General features: G+C 49.1%; 16 protein-coding genes. 11 read left to right on the plus strand and 5 right to left on the minus strand.

The window, feature by feature from the left end:
• Positions 1-94 precede the first annotated feature (94 nt).
• Both sauS and RGU75_RS16330 read right to left on the minus strand, forming a co-directional pair.
• Positions 95-1,522, minus strand: a complete 1,428-nt coding sequence (sauS, locus tag RGU75_RS16325; protein WP_322237769.1) for an acylating sulfoacetaldehyde dehydrogenase — start codon at positions 1,520-1,522, stop codon at positions 95-97.
• Positions 1,523-1,608: 86 nt separating this feature from the next.
• On the minus strand, positions 1,609-2,916 hold the full coding sequence (locus RGU75_RS16330) for an MFS transporter (RefSeq protein ID WP_322237771.1): 1,308 nt from the start codon (positions 2,914-2,916) through the stop codon (positions 1,609-1,611).
• A gap of 532 nt (positions 2,917-3,448) precedes the next feature.
• Between RGU75_RS16330 and RGU75_RS16335 the strand changes: the two genes are divergently transcribed.
• Complete coding sequence (locus RGU75_RS16335; RefSeq protein ID WP_322237772.1) at positions 3,449-4,279, plus strand: IclR family transcriptional regulator; 831 nt, start codon at positions 3,449-3,451, stop codon at positions 4,277-4,279.
• Between the two features lie 65 nt (positions 4,280-4,344).
• Here the strand turns inward: RGU75_RS16335 and RGU75_RS16340 are convergent, their stop codons facing one another.
• Positions 4,345-5,673, minus strand: a complete 1,329-nt coding sequence (locus RGU75_RS16340) for an MFS transporter (protein WP_322237773.1) — start codon at positions 5,671-5,673, stop codon at positions 4,345-4,347.
• Positions 5,674-5,841: 168 nt separating this feature from the next.
• A complete protein-coding gene (locus RGU75_RS16345; protein ID WP_322237774.1) occupies positions 5,842-7,485 on the minus strand; it encodes a choline dehydrogenase in 1,644 nt (547 codons plus the stop codon).
• 199 nt (positions 7,486-7,684) lie between these two features.
• Between RGU75_RS16345 and RGU75_RS16350 the strand changes: the two genes are divergently transcribed.
• Complete coding sequence (locus tag RGU75_RS16350) at positions 7,685-8,509, plus strand: IclR family transcriptional regulator (protein ID WP_416186822.1); 825 nt, start codon at positions 7,685-7,687, stop codon at positions 8,507-8,509.
• Between the two features lie 66 nt (positions 8,510-8,575).
• Here the strand turns inward: RGU75_RS16350 and RGU75_RS16355 are convergent, their stop codons facing one another.
• The gene (locus RGU75_RS16355; protein WP_322234666.1) at positions 8,576-9,592 is read right to left on the minus strand and encodes an IS30 family transposase; all 1,017 of its coding nucleotides are present in this window, start codon (positions 9,590-9,592) and stop codon (positions 8,576-8,578) included.
• A gap of 418 nt (positions 9,593-10,010) precedes the next feature.
• Here RGU75_RS16355 and RGU75_RS16360 point away from each other — a divergent pair, with 418 nt between their 5' ends.
• From RGU75_RS16360 to RGU75_RS16400, 9 genes are all read left to right on the plus strand, one after another.
• Positions 10,011-10,211, plus strand: a complete 201-nt coding sequence (locus tag RGU75_RS16360) for a DUF3311 domain-containing protein (protein ID WP_322237775.1) — start codon at positions 10,011-10,013, stop codon at positions 10,209-10,211.
• A gap of 61 nt (positions 10,212-10,272) precedes the next feature.
• Positions 10,273-11,667, plus strand: a complete 1,395-nt coding sequence (locus tag RGU75_RS16365) for a sodium:solute symporter family protein (RefSeq protein WP_322237776.1) — start codon at positions 10,273-10,275, stop codon at positions 11,665-11,667.
• A gap of 99 nt (positions 11,668-11,766) precedes the next feature.
• The gene (locus RGU75_RS16370) at positions 11,767-13,362 is read left to right on the plus strand and encodes an amidohydrolase (RefSeq protein WP_322237777.1); all 1,596 of its coding nucleotides are present in this window, start codon (positions 11,767-11,769) and stop codon (positions 13,360-13,362) included.
• Positions 13,359-14,453, plus strand: coding sequence for a GTP-binding protein (locus RGU75_RS16375; protein WP_322237778.1), 1,095 nt, complete (start codon positions 13,359-13,361; stop codon positions 14,451-14,453). The genes RGU75_RS16370 and RGU75_RS16375 overlap by 4 nt, the downstream gene beginning before the upstream one ends.
• Positions 14,454-14,561: 108 nt before the next feature.
• The gene (locus tag RGU75_RS16380) at positions 14,562-14,786 is read left to right on the plus strand and encodes a hypothetical protein (protein WP_322237779.1); all 225 of its coding nucleotides are present in this window, start codon (positions 14,562-14,564) and stop codon (positions 14,784-14,786) included.
• Positions 14,787-14,886: 100 nt separating this feature from the next.
• The gene (locus RGU75_RS16385; RefSeq protein WP_322237782.1) at positions 14,887-15,207 is read left to right on the plus strand and encodes a hypothetical protein; all 321 of its coding nucleotides are present in this window, start codon (positions 14,887-14,889) and stop codon (positions 15,205-15,207) included.
• Between the two features lie 312 nt (positions 15,208-15,519).
• Complete coding sequence (locus tag RGU75_RS16390; protein WP_322237783.1) at positions 15,520-15,831, plus strand: EthD family reductase; 312 nt, start codon at positions 15,520-15,522, stop codon at positions 15,829-15,831.
• 453 nt (positions 15,832-16,284) lie between these two features.
• A complete protein-coding gene (locus tag RGU75_RS16395) occupies positions 16,285-17,424 on the plus strand; it encodes a HAMP domain-containing sensor histidine kinase (RefSeq protein WP_322237784.1) in 1,140 nt (379 codons plus the stop codon).
• 343 nt (positions 17,425-17,767) lie between these two features.
• Entirely contained in the window at positions 17,768-18,466 is a 699-nt protein-coding gene (locus RGU75_RS16400) for a dienelactone hydrolase family protein (protein ID WP_322237786.1), read from the plus strand.
• Positions 18,467-18,507: the final 41 nt, after the last annotated feature.

Genomic DNA, 18,507 nt, shown 5'->3' on the forward strand with positions numbered 1-18,507 from the left:
AAAATCAGTGTAACTGAGTAGAAAATAAGCAAAACCAAGCAATAAAAATATCGCTCCTGCATCTCTTGAAAATCAAGAAATACCAAGAGAGCGATTAGCTATATTTGCGGTGATACGCGCCAAAGATATCTTCTTCAGTCGGTATGTTTTCTGGGATGCTGCGCACGATTCGTGTGATGTTCAGGTAATGTTTGTAGTGCATGTTTTCGGAGAAATTATTACCGCCCCATGTGCCGCATCCCATTGAAAGTGAAAACGGCAATCCGTTTTCGAAGCTGCCGCCGGTGGCAAAACAATGCGCCTGATTCACAATGACCCGGCAAACCGAAAGTTCATTTCCCAAACGCAGCACATGTGCGTCGTCATCGGTATGTATGCCTACCGAGTGGCCCGCGCCCTGATAGTCATACAAAGCATTGACTATCTGGCAGGCGTGATCAAAGTCGCGGGCGCGATAAATCGTCAGTACCGGTGCAAGCTTTTCACCCGAATAGGGATAGTCTGAACCGGTTCCGACTTCTTCCACCATGAGGATTCTGGCTTGCGAAAAACGCGACTCGCTTAATCCCGCTAGTGCCGCAATTTTCGATGCGACCTGCGCGGTGACGGCGGCATCCAGTTTTCCTCGCGGCCACATTTTTTTTTGTAACTGACTTTTTTCGTTCGCATCCAACATGACACCGCCTGCTTCGATCAGTGCGGCCACCGCTGATTCATAGACTGCATCAAGAATCACAACGCTATTTTCGGAGGAACAACTAGTCGCGTTGTCGAACGTTTTGGAGCTGCTTATTTTTTTTGCGGCATCACGTAGATTGGCTGAACTATCAATGATCGCGGCAACGTTTCCTGCGCCCACTCCAAATGCAGGCGTACCGCTGGTGTAAGCTGCGCGGATATTGTTTTGCGAGCCGGTTGCGACCACGAGATCGGCCTGGCGCATCAGTTCCTGCGTCGCCTCCTTGGTAGTGGGCGCGGGAAGATACTGAACAAGATCCAGCGGTGCGCCGACTTTTTTCAGTTCAGCATGGATGTAAGCGACCAGTGCAATACAGGTGCTCAGTCCCTTGGGAGAGGGCGCAATGATCACGGCATTGCGCCCTTTGAGGGCATTGATCACCTTGTTAGCTGGTGTTGCGGCTGGATTGGTCGACGGTGTGATCGCTGCCACCACGCCGACCGGTCGCGCAATCTCTATCAATCCACGCTCTGGATATTCGGCGATGATACCGACTGTTTTGGCATTTTTCAGGTCCCGCAACAGGCCGAGTGTTTTACGATGGTTCTTCAATATTTTGTCATCGACATTGCCCAGGCCAGTATCGTGAACTGCCATTTCAGCCAGGTTGCGATTGTGCGCAGGATGCATGATCGCCCATCCTGCCGCAGTCACGACATCATCTACTTGCTGCTGCGAATAGTGTTCATATTCGCGCTGTGCGGCCCGTGCCTTCCTGATGAGTTCAGAGACGACTTTTAATTCTATCGCCGGGTTGGATTTTGCGGAATTTTCAACTGACATTATGATCTCCATCCTTGGATTATTGATTGTTGATTGTTCAGATTTGACATTTTGATTTTTGTCCGCAGCCGGACAAAAAGCCGACCCTATCTAAAGACGGGCACTTTCCCCATCGGATTGAATGCCGGTTCTTCGATTGGTTCGTCCTTGAGCTTATTGGTCGGATCGATCCATAGTGAGCAGACTGCCGCAACCCCTAATAACGCCGCGGAAATCAGAAACGGCACTTCATAACTTCCCGTCGTTTGAATCAGGAAACCGAATACCGCTGGCGAAATCATTCCGGCTATACCGAACCCCGTATTCATCATGCCGCCAGCAGTTCCTGCATACTTACCCGCAATGTCGATAGGCAAACTCCACAACACCGCGTTCGTCAGTTCCAGGAAGAAGAAAGATAACGCCAGCAGTGCAACGGCTGTCAACGGTGTCTCGGTATAGATTGCGGGGAGGATGAAGACCAACGCTCCACCTAGGCCGACCACCAGCAACGAGCGTCTGGCAAGTTTAAGGTTGCCGGTTTTTTTATAGATATAGTCGGAAAGAACGCCGCCCAACGTGTCGCCAACCACGCCAGCCAGCAGTGGCAGCGCCGTAAATAATGCAAGCTGTTTCATGTCAAAACCGCGTGCATCCTTAAGATAAGACGGCAACCACGTCAGGAATACCCAGAGCGACCAGCCATAGCAAAAGTCCACGAATGTGATCAACCACATTCGCTTTATCATCTCTTTCCATGGGGTTTTTCCTTTTGCGGCTTTTTTCGTTTCAGCCGGATTGATACCGATTTCTTTCAGTTCGGCAGACGTTACCCACCTGTGTTCTATCGGCGTATTGCGATAAAGCCAAACGAAAACACACGTCCAGATCAGACTAATGACACCGAGAATAATGAAGGATTCGCGCCACCCGTATTGGACAACAATGAGCAAAACGAGCGGTGGTGTGACTGCACCACCCAAACGCGCAAAGCTATGCGTTATGCCCTGAGCGAAGCCGCGCTCTGTACTGGGCATCCAAAACGTGAAGGACCGTGTCGCCGCAGGAAATGCGCCACCTTCGCCGACGCCCAATAACATCCGAAACATGATTAATGACCAAAGTCCCCATGAGAAGCCGCAAAGGATCGTCGCAACGGCCCAAATGATGCTGAGAATTCCTAATACCAGTCGTGGACCATATTTGTCGGCAAACCATCCGCCCAGGATTTGCATGGCGGCGTAAGGATAGGCGAAGGCTGAAAAAACCAGACCTAATTCGGTCGGTGTGAGGCCCATCTCATGCTTTAGCACGGGTGCAATAATCGAAATGTTGACACGGTCTATGTATGAAATGAAATACATCAAACACATAAGACCTAATATCAGATGCCTCACCTTTAATCTTTTTTTCATGTCTCCGCCTTATCGTTGTAAGTGGTAATCATTATTTTGTACGGCCTGAAGCCTTGTCTTGCTTGATCTCCTCCTTGTCCTTTCGATGCAAAGCGTTCAGCCGTAGTTGGTCGACAGATCGGAATCGGGGCAACCGACTACCTATCTTTGTTGACGTTATCTTCTGTTTCTGTGCCTGTTTTTCCCTGGCAAATCACTTATCGGGGAGTCGGCATTTAATTGATTTGGCAGGATGCCGTTTTTGTCCCGTTATGCGGACGCGAGAAATAATTCAATGCAAGTCAATGCCAATCAATGCAAATCAATGCAATAGCCAGCGCGCAGATCTTGCGCGTCATGGCGACTACCTCACACATTGGAAGGTAGTGAGTGATAAAAAACGAAACGGTGGATTTCGTTTTATTAAATATACTTCTCAAAAAAATGAATTGCAAGAATAAAATTTAAAAAACGGAATATTTCATTTCATTAAATAGAAATTTGATTTTTGGTCAGGTTGTTGCTGATATCATAATCTGAGATAATTCGGGCCATGAAACCTACGAAAAGCAATCAGAAGCAATCCGGTTCGGCAGCGTTAAGAGCTTTTCATATATTGGAATCTGTTATCCGAGTCGATAAGCCTGTTTCGCTGGATGAAGTAGCGTCCGCCTGTGGATTACCCAAGCCGACCACCTATCGGACGTTGATCATGCTTGAGCAAGCGGGGATGTTGTCGCGGGAACCGGTTAGCAAGCGCTATACCGCTGGTGCGAGGCTATCGACCTTTGCGCTTGAAGTATTGGCAAATTCGATCGTACGCGCCCCTGCCCACGTGATTTTGCAGAGGCTTGTGGACGAAATTGGAGAAACCTGCAATGTTACGATGCTGGACGGTAATGCGATCGTCTATCTGGATCGGGTAGAAACGCCATCGCCGCTGCGATTGAATTTGCAGCCAGGGTCGCACGTACCGTTGCACTGCACCTCCAGCGGAAAATTACTGTTGAGTCAGTTGTCACGCAGTCAGCGCCAAAAACTGATCGGGAGTGGCCCGCTGCAACGCTGCACCAACAACACGATCACGGATGTGGCGTTGTTAGAGCAAGAACTTCAACGTTTCACAACAGACAAAGTCGCCACTAATAATGAAGAGTTTCACGTCGGCATGATCGGGGTAGCGGTCCCGATATTGAATAGAAGCGGCCGGGCTTGCGCTTCGCTCGCGTTACAGGCTCCGGTGGTGCGCATGAATTTGGAACAGGCATTGCAACACGTGCCAACGTTAAGGTTAGCGGCACAAGCACTGTCGAATGCCTATTTTTCTGAAACACCTGCTGCTGCGTCAAATGCGGACATAAATCCGCAAATGACGCTTGATTGAAGCTTGGTTGAAGCGGATCCGACGCTAAATAGATGCGCAATAAATCAAAACCATCTGCGTCAAAATTATCGCGCCTTCTGCAATCCGGGATGCTCCAATTCGATGTCGCTGGTTTTTCCCTTACCGATCGATAAAGCGGCGAATGCAGATACCAATCCGGCAAACAAGATATAACCGACGATATGCCATGGCTGTCCACTGCCGGTTTTAAGCAGATAGGTGGCGATAATCGGCGTCAATCCGCTAGCGAAAATGCCAGAAAATTGATATACAAACGAGATGCCCGTATAGCGTACTTTTGCATCAAACAGATCGCAAAATAACGCCGCTTCAGGGCCGTATATCGATGCATAAAGAATGCCCAATGGAATCACAATCGATAGCCACACCACCAATACATTATCAGCGCTATTGATCATGAACCAAAACGCGGGAACGGCAGAAAAACTGGTGATCAGGGCACCCCAGAAAAACACCTTGGTCCGTCCCATTCGGTCAGACAAGCGACCAAAGAAGGGAATGAAAAAGCACATCACAACAGCCGATGCCATGACGCCGATCAATGCGTCAGTGCGGCTGATTTTGATCGAATTGGTTAAATAATTGATTGAAAACACGCCGAAGATATTAAAAAATACGCCATCGATATAACGTGCCGCCATGCCCTTTAAAACGTTCCCCGGATAACGTTTCATCATGTCGAAAAAGGGGATCTGGGTTTCAGAATTATGTTTCTTGATTGCCCTAAACTCCGGCGTTTCCATCACGGTTAGACGTATCCACATACCGATGAAGACCAGCACAGCCGACAGGATGAAGGCAAGACGCCATCCCCATGTCAGGAATTGCACATCCGTCAATGCATAGGACAGAATGGCTACCACGCCCGAAGCCAGACAAAGCCCGATAGCGAGACCCAATTGCGGCAAACTGGCATAAAATCCCCGCTCCTTTATCGGTGCATATTCATACGCCATCAGCACCGCGCCGCCCCATTCACCACCCAGTCCAATCCCTTGAACAATGCGCAACATCAATAATATAATTGGTGCGGCGACACCGATTTGCGCATAGGTCGGCAGCAACCCAATCAGAAAAGTAGAAACACCCATAATCATCAAGGTCATCACCAGCATGCTTTTACGGCCGATTTTGTCACCGAAGTGGCCGAAGATGACGCCACCAATAGGGCGACTTAGAAACCCGACGGCAAACGTGCCGTAAGCCAGCATCGTCGATACGATGGGATCGCTGCCCGGGAAATACAATTTATTGAAGACGATGCCCGCGACCACACCGTATAGAAAAAAATCGTACCATTCGATGGTGGCACCGATGACGCTCGCGACAACCACGCGCCGTAGTTCCTTTGTTTTACTGTTGCTATTTGCCATGATGTCTCCTGATTTGTTTTATAAACAATGGTGGTTCTGCACCGCTCATTCAGCCATCTTTTCAAGTGGCGTTATTGCGCGGCTATCCCCTGTTTGAAGCGATAATTTGTCTTAACGTGTCGTCACAAAAATGTCCCGTCGGATTCTTTGCTACGTAACTTTTTCTGCTTAGTGTTGTGCTACGTCATCTTGGTTGTTCGCGCATGATTGCTGCCTTTCAGCTGCATCCCCGATGATCATGTCTGCGGCTTTTTCTGCAATCATGATGGTGGGTGCATTGGTGTTGCCTGAAACAAGTTCGGGCATGATCGACGCATCGACTACCCGTAATCCTTTGAGTCCATGCACGCGCAGCCGATCATCGACCACGGCCATTGGATCGCTTCCCATCTTGCACGTCCCCGACGGATGGTAAATCGACTGGCTGAAGCGTTGCGCCGCTTGTAGCAACTCGGCATCGGTTTGATATTCCGCACCGGGTATAAATTCGGACAAGATGTGTGGCGCCAGAGAGTGCGCGCCTGCAATGCGTCGTGCCAGACGAAGCGCACTGATGACCACCGGATGGTCGCGCTCGTCAGACAGGTAATTGGGATGGATCTCAGGGTATTCCAGCGGATCGCTCGATTTGATGGCAATGTAGCCGCGGCTGTATGGCCTTAGCTGACAAACCGACATCGTGAAAGCAGAGAATTTATGCGCGCCTTCACCGGGTTTATCAGCGCTAAGTGGCTGCATATGAAACTGGATATCGGGCCGCGCCAGTGACGGATCGGACTTGGTAAATATCGTCACCTGGCTCGCTGCCAGCGTCAACGGGCCGGAACGTGACAACAGATACTGCATGCCGACTTTCATCTTGTTGATGGGGCTATTCACCTCATCGTTGAGCGTCTTCAAGCGCGTTTTGAACACGAGTCTGGTCTGAAGGTGATCTTGCAAGTTCTGTCCTACGCCGGGCAGATTGTGCACCAGCGGAACGCCCACACTGCGTAATAAGGCTGCGGGCCCGACGCCAGAGCATTGCAGAATCTGTGGCGATCCAATTGCGCCGGCGCATAAGATTATTTCGACGTCTGTGCTGACCTGGTGCAGCACATCGCCTATGCGATATTCCACGCCCACGGCGCGATGATCCTTGAACAGAATCCGTGTGATGTGAGCGCCGGTTTCCACTTGCAGGTTTGCTCTTTTTTTGGCCGGACGTAAAAATCCTTTGGCTGTACTCCAACGCAAGCCTTTATGCGCGGTTTGCTGAAAATAACTCACACCTTCCTGCGTATTGCCGTTGTAATCATCGTTGTAAGGAATGCCAATATCTTTCGCACCCTCAATGAAATAATCTGCAATCGGGCGACGTAGACGTAAATCCGATACTTTCAACAGCCCGCCGACACCGTGGTACGCATCGGCACCGCGCTCCTGATCTTCCGATTTTTTGAAGTAGGGCAAAACGTCTTTATAACTCCAGCCCTTATTGCCCAGCGCCGCCCAGTGGTCATAATCTTCTTTTTGGCCACGCACATACAGCAAACCGTTTAAGGAACTGGAACCGCCGAGTACCTTGCCGCGAGGCCATTGCAATTGGCGGCCATCGATGCCCTGATCCGGTTCCGTGACATAGCACCAGTCCAGCTTTGGGTTATGCATGGTCTTGAAATAGCCAACCGGAATATGAATCCAGAGGTTAGCGTCCTTGCCGCCAGCTTCGAGTAGCAAAACACGGGTGGCCGGGTTTGCCGATAAACGATTTGCCAATACGCATCCCGCTGATCCAGCGCCCACTATGATGTAATCAAAACGACGTGTCATGCGGTGATCTCCTTGTAGTTCTTGTGAATCGGGGCTTGTGGATTGGTCGCTATGTATTTTTTTCGAAACCCGCATTACGGCCAATTCGCCCATTTATTTTGCAATTATTCTCATATTCGGAACATAATGGTCCAAAATATGTTATTCCAAGCTTGCTTACAATCAGAAACTTGCAAATACTTGAGAAGTGAAACGAAAAATGACAAAACTGTTTCGAAATGCCGAGTTGTCAAAAGAGTCGTCAAGCGATTCAACTATTTCGTCCAAAGACGAGCTTGGTGATATGCGCGTCTTGCGTGTTCTGCGGCTGATTGAACACCTCGCCGCCGCACAACATCCGCAAACGTTGTCGCAACTGTCCTATCGCACCGGGATTCCCAAAGCGACGATGATGCGTACTCTCGAAGGGCTCGAACGGCTGGGATACGTATTGCGAATGCCAATTGACCGCGGATATTTGCTTGGTCCGGCGGCGGCCGATCTGGCGCTGTCCACGCTTAAAAATAATGCATTCATGCGCGGTTGCAGGACCATCCTTGGCAATCTTGCGGCCGCAATTGGAGAGACTTGCAACCTGACCATGCCAGCTGGAAGTGAAGTGCTATATGTTGATCGGGTCGACACGCCCGAACCGTTGCGATTGCATTTGCCACCTGGCACGCACGCGCCGATGCATTGCACCGCCAGTGGAAAATTATTTATGTCGCGCTTGCCCTTGCTTGATCAACAAAAAATGCTGTCCTTGATGGTCTTGAAACCGTTGACTCCCAAAACTATCGTCGATGTCGACCTGCTTACAGCCGAACTGACACGTCTCGATGCGCGTGGAATCGGAATAGATAATGAGGAATTCATACATGGTATGGTCGCTATTGCCGTGCCAATTTGCGCACCGGATGGACGCACCGTGGCAGCGGTTGCCTGCCATGCGCCGACAGCGCGTCAATCGTTGGATCAACTGATAGAAAACATTCCCAAGTTGAAGGTCGCTGCATTGAAGCTTCAACCATTATTGGTTGGTTAGAATCCAATCGGTTCTGTTAGCCGGTGACTATAAGGGGCGGTTTCAAATACCAAGCGCAACACTGGGTTAATTAACAGTGTCAGTCGGATGTTGTAGCAACGCGATGTGCTGAGTATAAACGACGAGTGGCGACTCATAATCGAGCCTTGCTCTTGGACGCGTATTGAGCGACAAGGCGATGGCGTCGAGTTCGTCCTGAGAGTAGATCGACAGGTCCGAACCCTTGGGCATGTATTGGCGCAACAAGCCGTTGGTATTTTCATTTGACCCGCGCTGCCAAGGGCTGTGCGGGTCGGCGAAATAGATCTGAACACCGGTGCGCTCGGTGAGGATTTTGTGGCCGTGCATCTCGCGCCCTTGGTCGTAAGTCATGGTCTTGCGCATCGCTGCCGGCTCGCGGTTGAGCACCGCCGAGAAGCTGTCGACGACCGCTTTGGTGGTTGCGTTGTCCATCTTGGCGAGCACCACAAAGCCGGTCGTGCGCTCGACCAGCGTGCCCACCGATGAGCGGTTGCCGGCACCCTTGATCAAGTCCCCTTCCCAATGGCCGGGAATGAGGCGGTCCTCGACCTCTGGAGGCCGGATGTGGATGCTCTGCATATCTGGGATCTGACCCCGGCGATCGGTGCCACGGCTGCGTGGCTTACGGACCTGGTTGTGGTGACGCAGGCAGGCAATCAGCTCACGCTTGAGTTCGCCGCGTGGGTGCAAGTAGATGGCGTTGTAGATGGTCTCGTGGGACACAGATTTCTCAGAATTGTCGGGCCAAAGGGCCCTGAGTTTGCGCGCTATTTGCTGCGGCGACCAGAGGAGTTTTAGCTGATGCCGGACGACCTGGAACAAGGCCCCGTCCGCGTGCAGTTTGGGAAGACGTCGCGGCAGGACACGACGCGCCTGGCATTGTGCGTGGGCCAGATTGGCATCGTAGACGCCGGCACCGCTGGTGCGTTTGAGTTCGCGGCTAATCGTGCTGGCTGAACGGCAAAGGCGTTTAGCAATGGATCGGGTGGAGCACAGGTCGTCGCGCATGGTCATGACGACGGCGCGTTCCTGAGTAGTTAAATGTTTGTAAATTTTCGCCATGGCGGCACCTTACAGCAGAAGGTGTTGCACTTGGTCTTTGAGAACGCCAGGCTATAAGGGCAGGCCGCCTGCAAAGCAGGTGCGGACTTAACAACATCGCTATCGGTATCAATAATCACTATGCGATACCTATCGCATTCGCTTGCCACCGATGTCATCTGCAGCCAATCGCCAATCGCCAATCGCCAATCGGAAATCAATCTGCTCGGCTATCGCTGAGCGTTATTTCGGGCGCAATTTTTTAGTATTTTTCTGGAATATTTCAGCAAGTGATTTTGGATGAGTGCGCTTAGGAAAAGCGGCATTGTTCGACGCTATCGACATAACCAAAAGTAATTGCGATCAAAATAATTATTTTGCCAGATCAAATAATTTGTCGCATATTGGAAAAAAATTATTAAAACGCTAGGAGATAAAATTGTTCAGATTTCTGATTGGTATCGGCATTCCCAATATCGCCGTAGTCGCCATGCTCCCTTGGGTCAACACCATTAATACCACCGTATTTGGCGTCCCATTTATTTATTTCTGGATGTTTATGTGGATGATATTGACATCGTGCTGCTTACTCACTTGCTGGATATTTTTCGACCGCAAAAACATCGACATAGACGATTGAGAGCAGAGCGCAAGAGTCACTAACAATCTTATAAATAATATAAAACTATTCGGGAGTTCGTATGTCTACCGTCGTCTTTTTAGGCTTCATCGCCTTTTCGCTCTACTTAGCATTTCGTTCGAAAAGAGGACATAACGCGCAAAGTGTGCATGATTTTTTTGTTGCGTCCCGTCAGTTCGGTGTCTACCTCGTATTTTTTCTGGCCGCAGGAGAAATTTATAGTATCGGCACAATGGTCGGTTTACCCGGCGGTATTTACGCCAAAGGTGCGACCTATGGCGTCTGGTTCTTAGGTTACATCTTATTGGCTTATCCGATTGGTTACTTTATCGGGCCAAAAATGTGGGAGGCCGGCAAAAAATATAACGCCATCACGCTTCCGGATTTGTTCAAGGGACATTATCAAAGTCGCTTTCTCGAAGTAGTCGTTACCGTCTCGGCGATTCTATTTTTGATTCCATGGGGACAATTGCAATTTACCGGTTTGGTCGCCGCATTAAAAAGTTTAGGTTGGAATTTAGAGCCGATTTATCTGATATTTATTTCAGCTTTTTTAGCCTTTATCTACATCATTATTTCTGGCGTAAGAGCGACTGCCTACATTGCTATTCTTAAAGATATTTTAATGGTAGTTGCCATTGTTGTGGCTGGCGTTGCCGTCTCGTGGGAGTTTGGTGTGACGGAAGTATTTCGCGTAGCAAGCGCGCATGTCAGCAACACTATGGATACCAAACAAATCACCTTTTCGATGAGCACCATGTTCTTCCAATCGTTGGGCTTTTACATGTTTCCTTTTGCGGTACAAAATTTCTTTACCGCAAAAAGCGCCAACACGATCCGCAAAACCCAAATTGCCATGCCGCTTTACATGTTGATGTATCCGTTTTTGATCGTTGCCTCCTATTACGCGATCAGCGCAAACTTAACACTCGATAATCCAAATGAAGCCTTTTTTGCCGCGGCAGTTAATCTTTTACCCGGCTGGTTATTGGGGCTGGTGACGGCTGGTGCGGCGCTTTCAGGTTTGCTGGTTTTAGCCGGTATCTGTTTGTCGATTGGGCCATTAGTCACACGTAATCTAGTTCCCAATATTCCAGAGAGTAAGCAGAAAACCAGCACCATATTTGTCATTGTCACTTACCTGGCCACCTCAATCGTGCTGACGCTATTTACGCCTAACTTGATGCTGACGATTATTAACACGGCTTATTACGGGATCACACAATTTTTTCCAGGAATGATGATCATCCTATTTTTTAAGGGCGTAAAAGCAAATGCGGTTGCGTTGGGAATCATCGTGGGGCAAGTGCTGGCTATCTTGATGTATGTCAATAAAATTGATTTGGGCGGTTTCAATATCGGTTTAATTTGTTTGCTAGTTAATATTATTGTTCTCTGCACTGCACATTTTTTGATGAAATTGTGTTCAAAAAGCATGCAAACAGTTTTGCCATAAAGCAGTTTCAGCCATTATTGTTCTGTGGAGTACGGTGTGAGTTTAACTAAAATAAAAAGCCAGAAGATTCAAGTTTTTGTTGCGAAGAAAATTATCACCATGAACCCCGGTCAGCCAGAGGCGACCTGTGTCGCGGTGCGCGAAGGAAAAATTCTTTCTGTTGGCTCACTGGAAGAAGTCGGCCAATGGGGAGAGGTTGAAGTTAATCACGCTTTCCAAGACAAAATTTTAATGCCAGGGTTGGTCGAAGGGCATTGTCATTTAATGGAAGGTGCGATGTGGGATGCGGTCTACGTTGGCTATCACGACAGACGTGGACCGGACGGAAAGTGTTGGAAAGGATTAACCTCCTTAGACCAGGTTATTCGACGTCTGAAACAAGCAGAAACAGAAATGACAGATGCTTCTACCGAATTGCTGGCGTGGGGATTTGATCCGATTTTCTTTGGCACGGGCCGCCTGTCGGCCAAAGAACTGGATACCGTTTCCGCCATTCGCCCCATTGCGATTTTGCATGCCAGTGTGCATTTAATGAACGTTAATTCGGCGATGTTAGCGGTTGCGGGCCTTGATGAAGATACGGATATTGATGGCATACATAAAGATGCCGCCGGCAAGCCTTCGGGTGAACTGCAAGAATTTGCCGCTATGTTTCCTATCTACCGAATAATCGGCAAGCAACTAGCGATCTCTTCGAGCGAAAAAGAAAGCGCGATCTGGAATTTTGGTAAAGTGGCCCAACTCGCTGGCGTGACCACCGCGACTGATCTCATGAATGACCTGTCGGCGATAGGAGCGGAAAATTTACGCAAGATTACACCGGATGATAATTATCCGATTCGGATTGTCCCGGCTTATGGACCGCAAAGAAGTGCAGAAAATGGCTTAAAAAGATTGCAGGAAGCGATCGCAAAAAATACCGATAAATTGCACTATGGACCGGTGAAAGTGATTGTCGATGGTTCGATTCAGGGATTCACGGCACGCGTCAAATGGCCCGGTTATTTTGACGGTAAGCCAAACGGTTTATGGATTATTCCGCCCAGTCAGTTTGTGGAATTATTTACACCATTCCATCTCAATGGTTTGCAGCTTCATGTGCATACAAACGGTGATGAGGCTGCAGAATTGGTCATCAATGCGTTTGAGGAAATATTAACCAAACATCCTCGCGCTGATCATCGCCATACTCTGCAGCATTGCCAGATGGCCGATACAGCGCAATTGCGCCGCATCGCCGCATTGGGCATGTGTATCAATTTTTTCTCAAACCATATTTATTATTGGGGTGACGCACACTACAATCAGACCATGGGGCCAGACCGCGCCAACAGGATGAACGCCGCTGGTTCCGCGTTGCGACTGGGCATTCCGATTGCGTTCCATTCTGATGCGCCGATTACACAATTGAGCCCGCTTTTTACAGCCTGGTGCGCAGTACAAAGAAAAACATCTTCCGGTCGTGTGTTGGGCGAAAACGAGCGTATTTCGGTTCCGGCGGCATTGCACGCTATTACGCTGGGTGCGGCCTATACATTGAAGATGGACCATTTGGTTGGTAGTATTGAGGTTGGCAAGTACGCAGATTTTGCAGTGCTGGAAAAAGATCCGACGCTCATTGATCCCGATCATTTGAAGGATATTTCTGTATGGGGAACCGTTTTGGGTGGCAAGGTTTTTGAGTCGCCAAAATGATATCGAACACCTTTAATCAGCTGAACGCGCTAACGACGAATGTCGATAAGGATATGCGTGCACCGATTAACCTCGTCGTGATCGGTGGTTATCTCGGGGCGGGTAAAACAACGTTACTGAATCAGGTTTTATCTGCACGGACCGGAAAAAGAATAGCTGTTCTGGTCAATGATTTTGGCAGTATTAATATTGATGCTGCGCTGATTCGCTCCAAAACGGATGATGTGATCAATCTGGAAAATGGCTGTATTTGCTGCTCCATTGGCGACAGTTTAACCGAAGCGTTAATCGCCATTAGCGCAAGGGAAAATCGGCCAGACATTCTGCTGATCGAGGCAAGTGGCGTCTCCGATCCTGCAAAAATTGCGCAAATTGGGATGTCCGACAAGGCGTTTAGATTATGTGCAATCGCGGTGTTGGTGGATGCTGAAAATAGTGAAAAAACGCTGCATGATCCGTATGTTGGCGACATTGCCCGGCGTCAAATTGCGGGGGCCAGTGTTTTGGTATTGACCAAGCTCGATTTGATTTCTGACGGAAAAAAAATTAGTACCAAAATCCAACTTTCTGCCATCGCTAAAACCAACTATATTATCGATGCAAAGAACGGACAAATTCCGCTTGAATTCCTTTTTGATTCTGCACTGTTGCCAGACGTTAAGTCTGACTTGAACGAGTCGACCACGCCGCCCGCCTTGATGACGTTAGTTGATGAAGATACAAAACACCACTCTGGAATACGCAGCTTTAACTTTAATTCTTCAGCCTGTTTCGATAAAAAAAAGCTAAAACAAATGCTGTCGACGCTATCAGACAAAATACTCCGTGCCAAAGGCATTGTCTGGCTTACCCAAGACACCGTTCCTTACGAGCTGCACGTGGTCGGATTGCGGATCATGCTGATTCCCTTTGCGGGCAAATCTGGGCCAATATCAACGATCGTATTTATTGGCCTTATCAACTCTGCTGATGAGAGACAAATGATCGACGCTTTGCAACAAGCGGTCGGCGCACCGCAACTGTCAAAAGCGAAAGATCCGGTGATCCAGCGATCACCCTTTCTATTGAGGTCAATTGCGTCTAATCGTTAGTTTGCGTTAGTTCGCCTTAATTCGGCATCGCAAAATAAGAAGATAGTTATCGGGGTTTAAGCGGGCAATGAAGTAACGGAAAATACAATTTGCTTCACAGAAAGCAGAATGATGCCCTATACTCGTTGCGTCCCTGATAAAAATGGGACCGAGTTTAGTAGCTCGATCGTAGTAGTGCGCACACACCATGCAAAGTGGTGTGTGTTCTTCATCGTTGCCCGTTTATGGGCGGCAGTGGCAGGGAGGCTTCGGCCTGCCGGGAATCGCTTCTACGCCGGTCTACTAACCTTGCCATTTGTCGCCCACCCGATTTCTAATCGGGATGCGGCGTAACTGAAAAGGAACCAACTATGCTTCGAACCATCACCTCTACCGCATCTTCTTTAGCATTCTGCAAATACCTCACGATCCAAGTCATCACGGAAGCGCAGCCATGAGCATGCCGCCACCGCCAGAACCAGAAGCATTCCATCAGCCTTTTTCATGGCTTCCTTTGCATTATCAGACTGACCAATGCGCGCAATTTTATGCGCTTACGGTAGATGTCTGCTACGGGATAAAGACATGTATGGAGCTGGTCCACGTAAGCAACGCGGACCACGGCACTGACGTCAAGCCGACCCTGGATATCATCGATACCGAGCGCTTGCTGCGCCTTGCATTAACGTCAGCGCAGATGCTGGCGGAGGCTGCCGAGCATCGTATCGATAAACTGGATCGCCACGTCAGGATCGGGCCGATATCGGCACTCTGATTCTGCCTGATTTGAATGCGGTTCTTTTTTTTATTAATTTATGCGATGCTTGATTGGTGGAAAGGTGGCAAGGTAACGGCGGCGCACGGGCAGATTTGATTTCCACGTTTCATGTGGTCGCGCGCAAAAAACGTCGCGTCAGAAGCGTAGAAATCTTAATCGATTATTGTGTGACCCACAGCACACTATGTTTGCGTCTTCCAACAGGTAAATTGTCAGTCTTCTTCGAACGCATAACATCGTAATGCGTTATAGTCCGTGGCTAATAAAGAGCACTATTCAATTAACCAATAAAAAATCAGGAGATAAGATATGGCGAAGCTTTTTGTAACATATCAGCAGCCGACCGACACCAAAGCATTCGATGCGCATTATGCTGAGAAACACGTGCCTTTGGTCAAGGCGATACCGGGTTTGCGTGGCTTCGAATTATCCAGCGGTGATGTGATGGGTATGGCTGGCAAGCATGCCTTCTATCTGGTGGCGGTTTTGGAGTTTGATTCCGTTGCGGCCATTCAGGCGGCTCTGGCTACACCAGAAGGGCAAGCGGCAGCGGGCGATTTGGCTAACTTTGCCGGCGCTGGTGTGGATTTGTTGATGAGTGAAACCAAGATAATAGTGTAAAACAATGGCAGCATTTGCGACGGCCATAGCGCACAAAATTCTGGTGGCGTGCGCGCCACAAATGCTGTCAGTCCGGTACTAAACTACACTCGCTGCTTGTGCAGGCTTGCCGACTCAGTTCGGCGATCTGCTTCGAAACCTTAATGGCGCTATTGCATATTAGTTCTGGCGTGGTTGGCTCTGGGGCTTCACTATTGTCGCGTTTGTTGGTCCAACCTAAGCATTCGGCGCGCGCTGCATCAAGTTCAGAATATATTTTTTGGCGACGAATAAGGCGCGGTATTCTATATTTGATGGGGATGTCATCACGGCACGCTTTTTGCGGCTATGATCTATCTATTAGTTATTTTGTAGTGTCTTGTTGCTGATATTCAAGTCGGTTTATTTTTTTGTTGCGTTTGTTGTTTTTTTTGCCAATAAAGGACTGTATCCGTTGCGGGTATGGCGCTCATCATGAAACTATCCGGCTTTATCAGCACCCACACCGAGCAAATCATTAAGGAGTGGGAATCTATCGCACGGACACTCGGTGCTCCTGCTAACCAACTTTCAACCACCGCGCTACGCGATCATATAAAGAAAATTCTTCAAGAAATTGCCTCCGATATTGTCATTACACCAAGTCCCCAGCAACAAAATCAGAAACTGGAAGGCGTTACCCTGCGCATTATGGATGATGAAAGCGCGGCGGCGACGCATGGTCTGCTGCGTCAACTGAGTGGATTCTCTTTGACGCAGCTCACTGCCGAATATCGTGCATTAAGAGCGATTGTGCTGCGTTTATGGTTGCCACAAATTGGTCAAATTTCAGAGGAAACGACCTATGATATGGTGCGTTTTAATGAGGCAATAGATCAGGCATTGGCGGAGTCGGTGACTACTTATTCGGATCAGGAAACACGTACCCGAGACACCTTTCTGGCAATTCTCGGACACGATTTAAGGAGTCCGCTTGCCACCATGGCAATGGCTGGCGACTCGTTGTCACGTTTGCGGGAGCAGAAGGATAGTGTTCGACTGATCGGAGCGCGAGTAGTCAGAAGTGCCGCTACCATGAATGCAATGGTGAATGATTTATTAGAGTACGCAAGAACGCAGCTTGGTGGAAAAATGCCAATGGTTAGGGAGGAGGTTAATGTCAAAGAAATTTGTCAGGCTGCAATGGAGGATGCTAGTGCAGCACATCCTGATTGCAAATTTACGCTGGATACGGCGGGTGATCTGATTGATTGTTTTGATAGCGATCGATTGCAGCAGGTTTTTTCTAATTTGTTGAATAATGCAGCGCAGTATCGCACTACCGAACAGCCAGTGACAATTTGCGCGACAGGCGAACGGGAGGCGATCATCGTGACAGTGAAGAATCTCGGCCCCGTCATACCCACCGAGTCGTTGGTGGCTATTTTTACGCCGTTGGTCCAACTCAACGTAGACGGGCAAGGGCATAGCCGCCCATCGACCAGCCTGGGCTTGGGTTTGTTTATCGCGCGCCAAATTACTGAGGCACACGGAGGAACGATAACGGTCGAGTCAAACGAAAGTGCGGGTACGGTATTTACGGTGAAACTTCCGCGACAGAAGGCGATTCAATAACCATCCAATAACCATGCGATTGCCGATTTGGTGGCCGATGGGAAGTAGTTTTTAGGGTGAGTTTTGAGGGATATAAAGAGGTCATCAATTTTGCAGTGACGCCTTGGATGTGATGTCTTCAGCAGTGACGCTAGCGTATTGCCCCTGGCCTTGTTTGGTTTTTTTGCGCCGCAAGTTATCTATAAATACTTCTGATATGATTACCGATCAATGGCGTGAGCAGTGATGCTGGCGCTGTTTTGGTATATCCAATACTCAATACCCGCATCAATACAGAACATACAACACAGAATTCACGCGTCTCAGGCGCTATTTTCTAATTTTAAATTAAAAGGAAACCACGATGAACGGACACTGGATCGATATCCCGACCGCAGGCGCAACCGGATTTAGCGGCTATCTCACTTTGCCGCCGACCGGCAAAGGCCCAGGTATTGTTCTTTTGCAAGAAATCTGGGGCGTCAATGAGCATATCCGCACCGTTGCAGATCAATACGCTTTGGCGGGTTATGTTGTATTGGCACCCGACGTGTTTTGGCGCATGTCGCCGCGCGTCGATTTAGCCTACGACGAAAGCGGTACCGAGCAAGCGTTCGGGTTCTATCAGAAAATTGATGCTGATCAGGCGGCGAAAGATGTCGCCGACGCCGTTGCAACGTTGCGCAAGCTACCTGAGTTGAGTGGCAAAGTCGCGACGCTTGGCTTTTGTTTTGGTGGGCAGCTTGCCTTCCGCGCCGCGGCGCTAAGTAATGCCGATGCGGCTGTCTGCTTTTATGGCGGCGGCATTGATCAGCATCTGGACATCGCTGACCAGATCAAACAGCCAATCTTATTTCACTACGCGGCCGATGACGCACACATCACACAGGGCAACGTGGCAGCCGTAAAAGTGGCATTTGCAGGGAAAGCAAATGCCACCTTCCACGACTATCCGAATACCGATCATGGGTTCAATTGCTGGGGGCGTCCGGCCATGTATAACCAGCGTGCTGCTGCGTTGGCAGAAGGTCGCACATTGACTTTCTTAGCCGAAAATCTGTAACCAGTAATCTGTCATGCATGCGATCAGCATGCATGACTGCT

Source organism: Glaciimonas sp. CA11.2 (assembly GCF_034314045.1).
Classification (GTDB): domain Bacteria; phylum Pseudomonadota; class Gammaproteobacteria; order Burkholderiales; family Burkholderiaceae_D; genus Glaciimonas.

Excerpts from the sequence above, each read along its gene's own strand:
- sauS (WP_322237769.1), bottom strand. The coding sequence starts at position 1,522 with ATGTCAGTTGAAAATTCCGCAAAATCCAACCCGGCGATAGAATTAAAA.
- RGU75_RS16330 (WP_322237771.1), bottom strand. The coding sequence starts at position 2,916 with ATGAAAAAAAGATTAAAGGTGAGGCATCTGATATTAGGTCTTATGTGT.
- RGU75_RS16335 (WP_322237772.1), top strand. The coding sequence starts at position 3,449 with ATGAAACCTACGAAAAGCAATCAGAAGCAATCCGGTTCGGCAGCGTTA.
- RGU75_RS16340 (WP_322237773.1), bottom strand. The coding sequence starts at position 5,673 with ATGGCAAATAGCAACAGTAAAACAAAGGAACTACGGCGCGTGGTTGTC.
- RGU75_RS16345 (WP_322237774.1), bottom strand. The coding sequence starts at position 7,485 with ATGACACGTCGTTTTGATTACATCATAGTGGGCGCTGGATCAGCGGGA.
- RGU75_RS16350 (WP_416186822.1), top strand. The coding sequence starts at position 7,685 with ATGACAAAACTGTTTCGAAATGCCGAGTTGTCAAAAGAGTCGTCAAGC.
- RGU75_RS16355 (WP_322234666.1), bottom strand. The coding sequence starts at position 9,592 with ATGGCGAAAATTTACAAACATTTAACTACTCAGGAACGCGCCGTCGTC.
- RGU75_RS16365 (WP_322237776.1), top strand. The coding sequence starts at position 10,273 with ATGTCTACCGTCGTCTTTTTAGGCTTCATCGCCTTTTCGCTCTACTTA.
- RGU75_RS16370 (WP_322237777.1), top strand. The coding sequence starts at position 11,767 with ATGAACCCCGGTCAGCCAGAGGCGACCTGTGTCGCGGTGCGCGAAGGA.
- RGU75_RS16375 (WP_322237778.1), top strand. The coding sequence starts at position 13,359 with ATGATATCGAACACCTTTAATCAGCTGAACGCGCTAACGACGAATGTC.
- RGU75_RS16380 (WP_322237779.1), top strand. The coding sequence starts at position 14,562 with ATGATGCCCTATACTCGTTGCGTCCCTGATAAAAATGGGACCGAGTTT.
- RGU75_RS16385 (WP_322237782.1), top strand. The coding sequence starts at position 14,887 with ATGAGCATGCCGCCACCGCCAGAACCAGAAGCATTCCATCAGCCTTTT.
- RGU75_RS16390 (WP_322237783.1), top strand. The coding sequence starts at position 15,520 with ATGGCGAAGCTTTTTGTAACATATCAGCAGCCGACCGACACCAAAGCA.
- RGU75_RS16395 (WP_322237784.1), top strand. The coding sequence starts at position 16,285 with ATGAAACTATCCGGCTTTATCAGCACCCACACCGAGCAAATCATTAAG.
- RGU75_RS16400 (WP_322237786.1), top strand. The coding sequence starts at position 17,768 with ATGAACGGACACTGGATCGATATCCCGACCGCAGGCGCAACCGGATTT.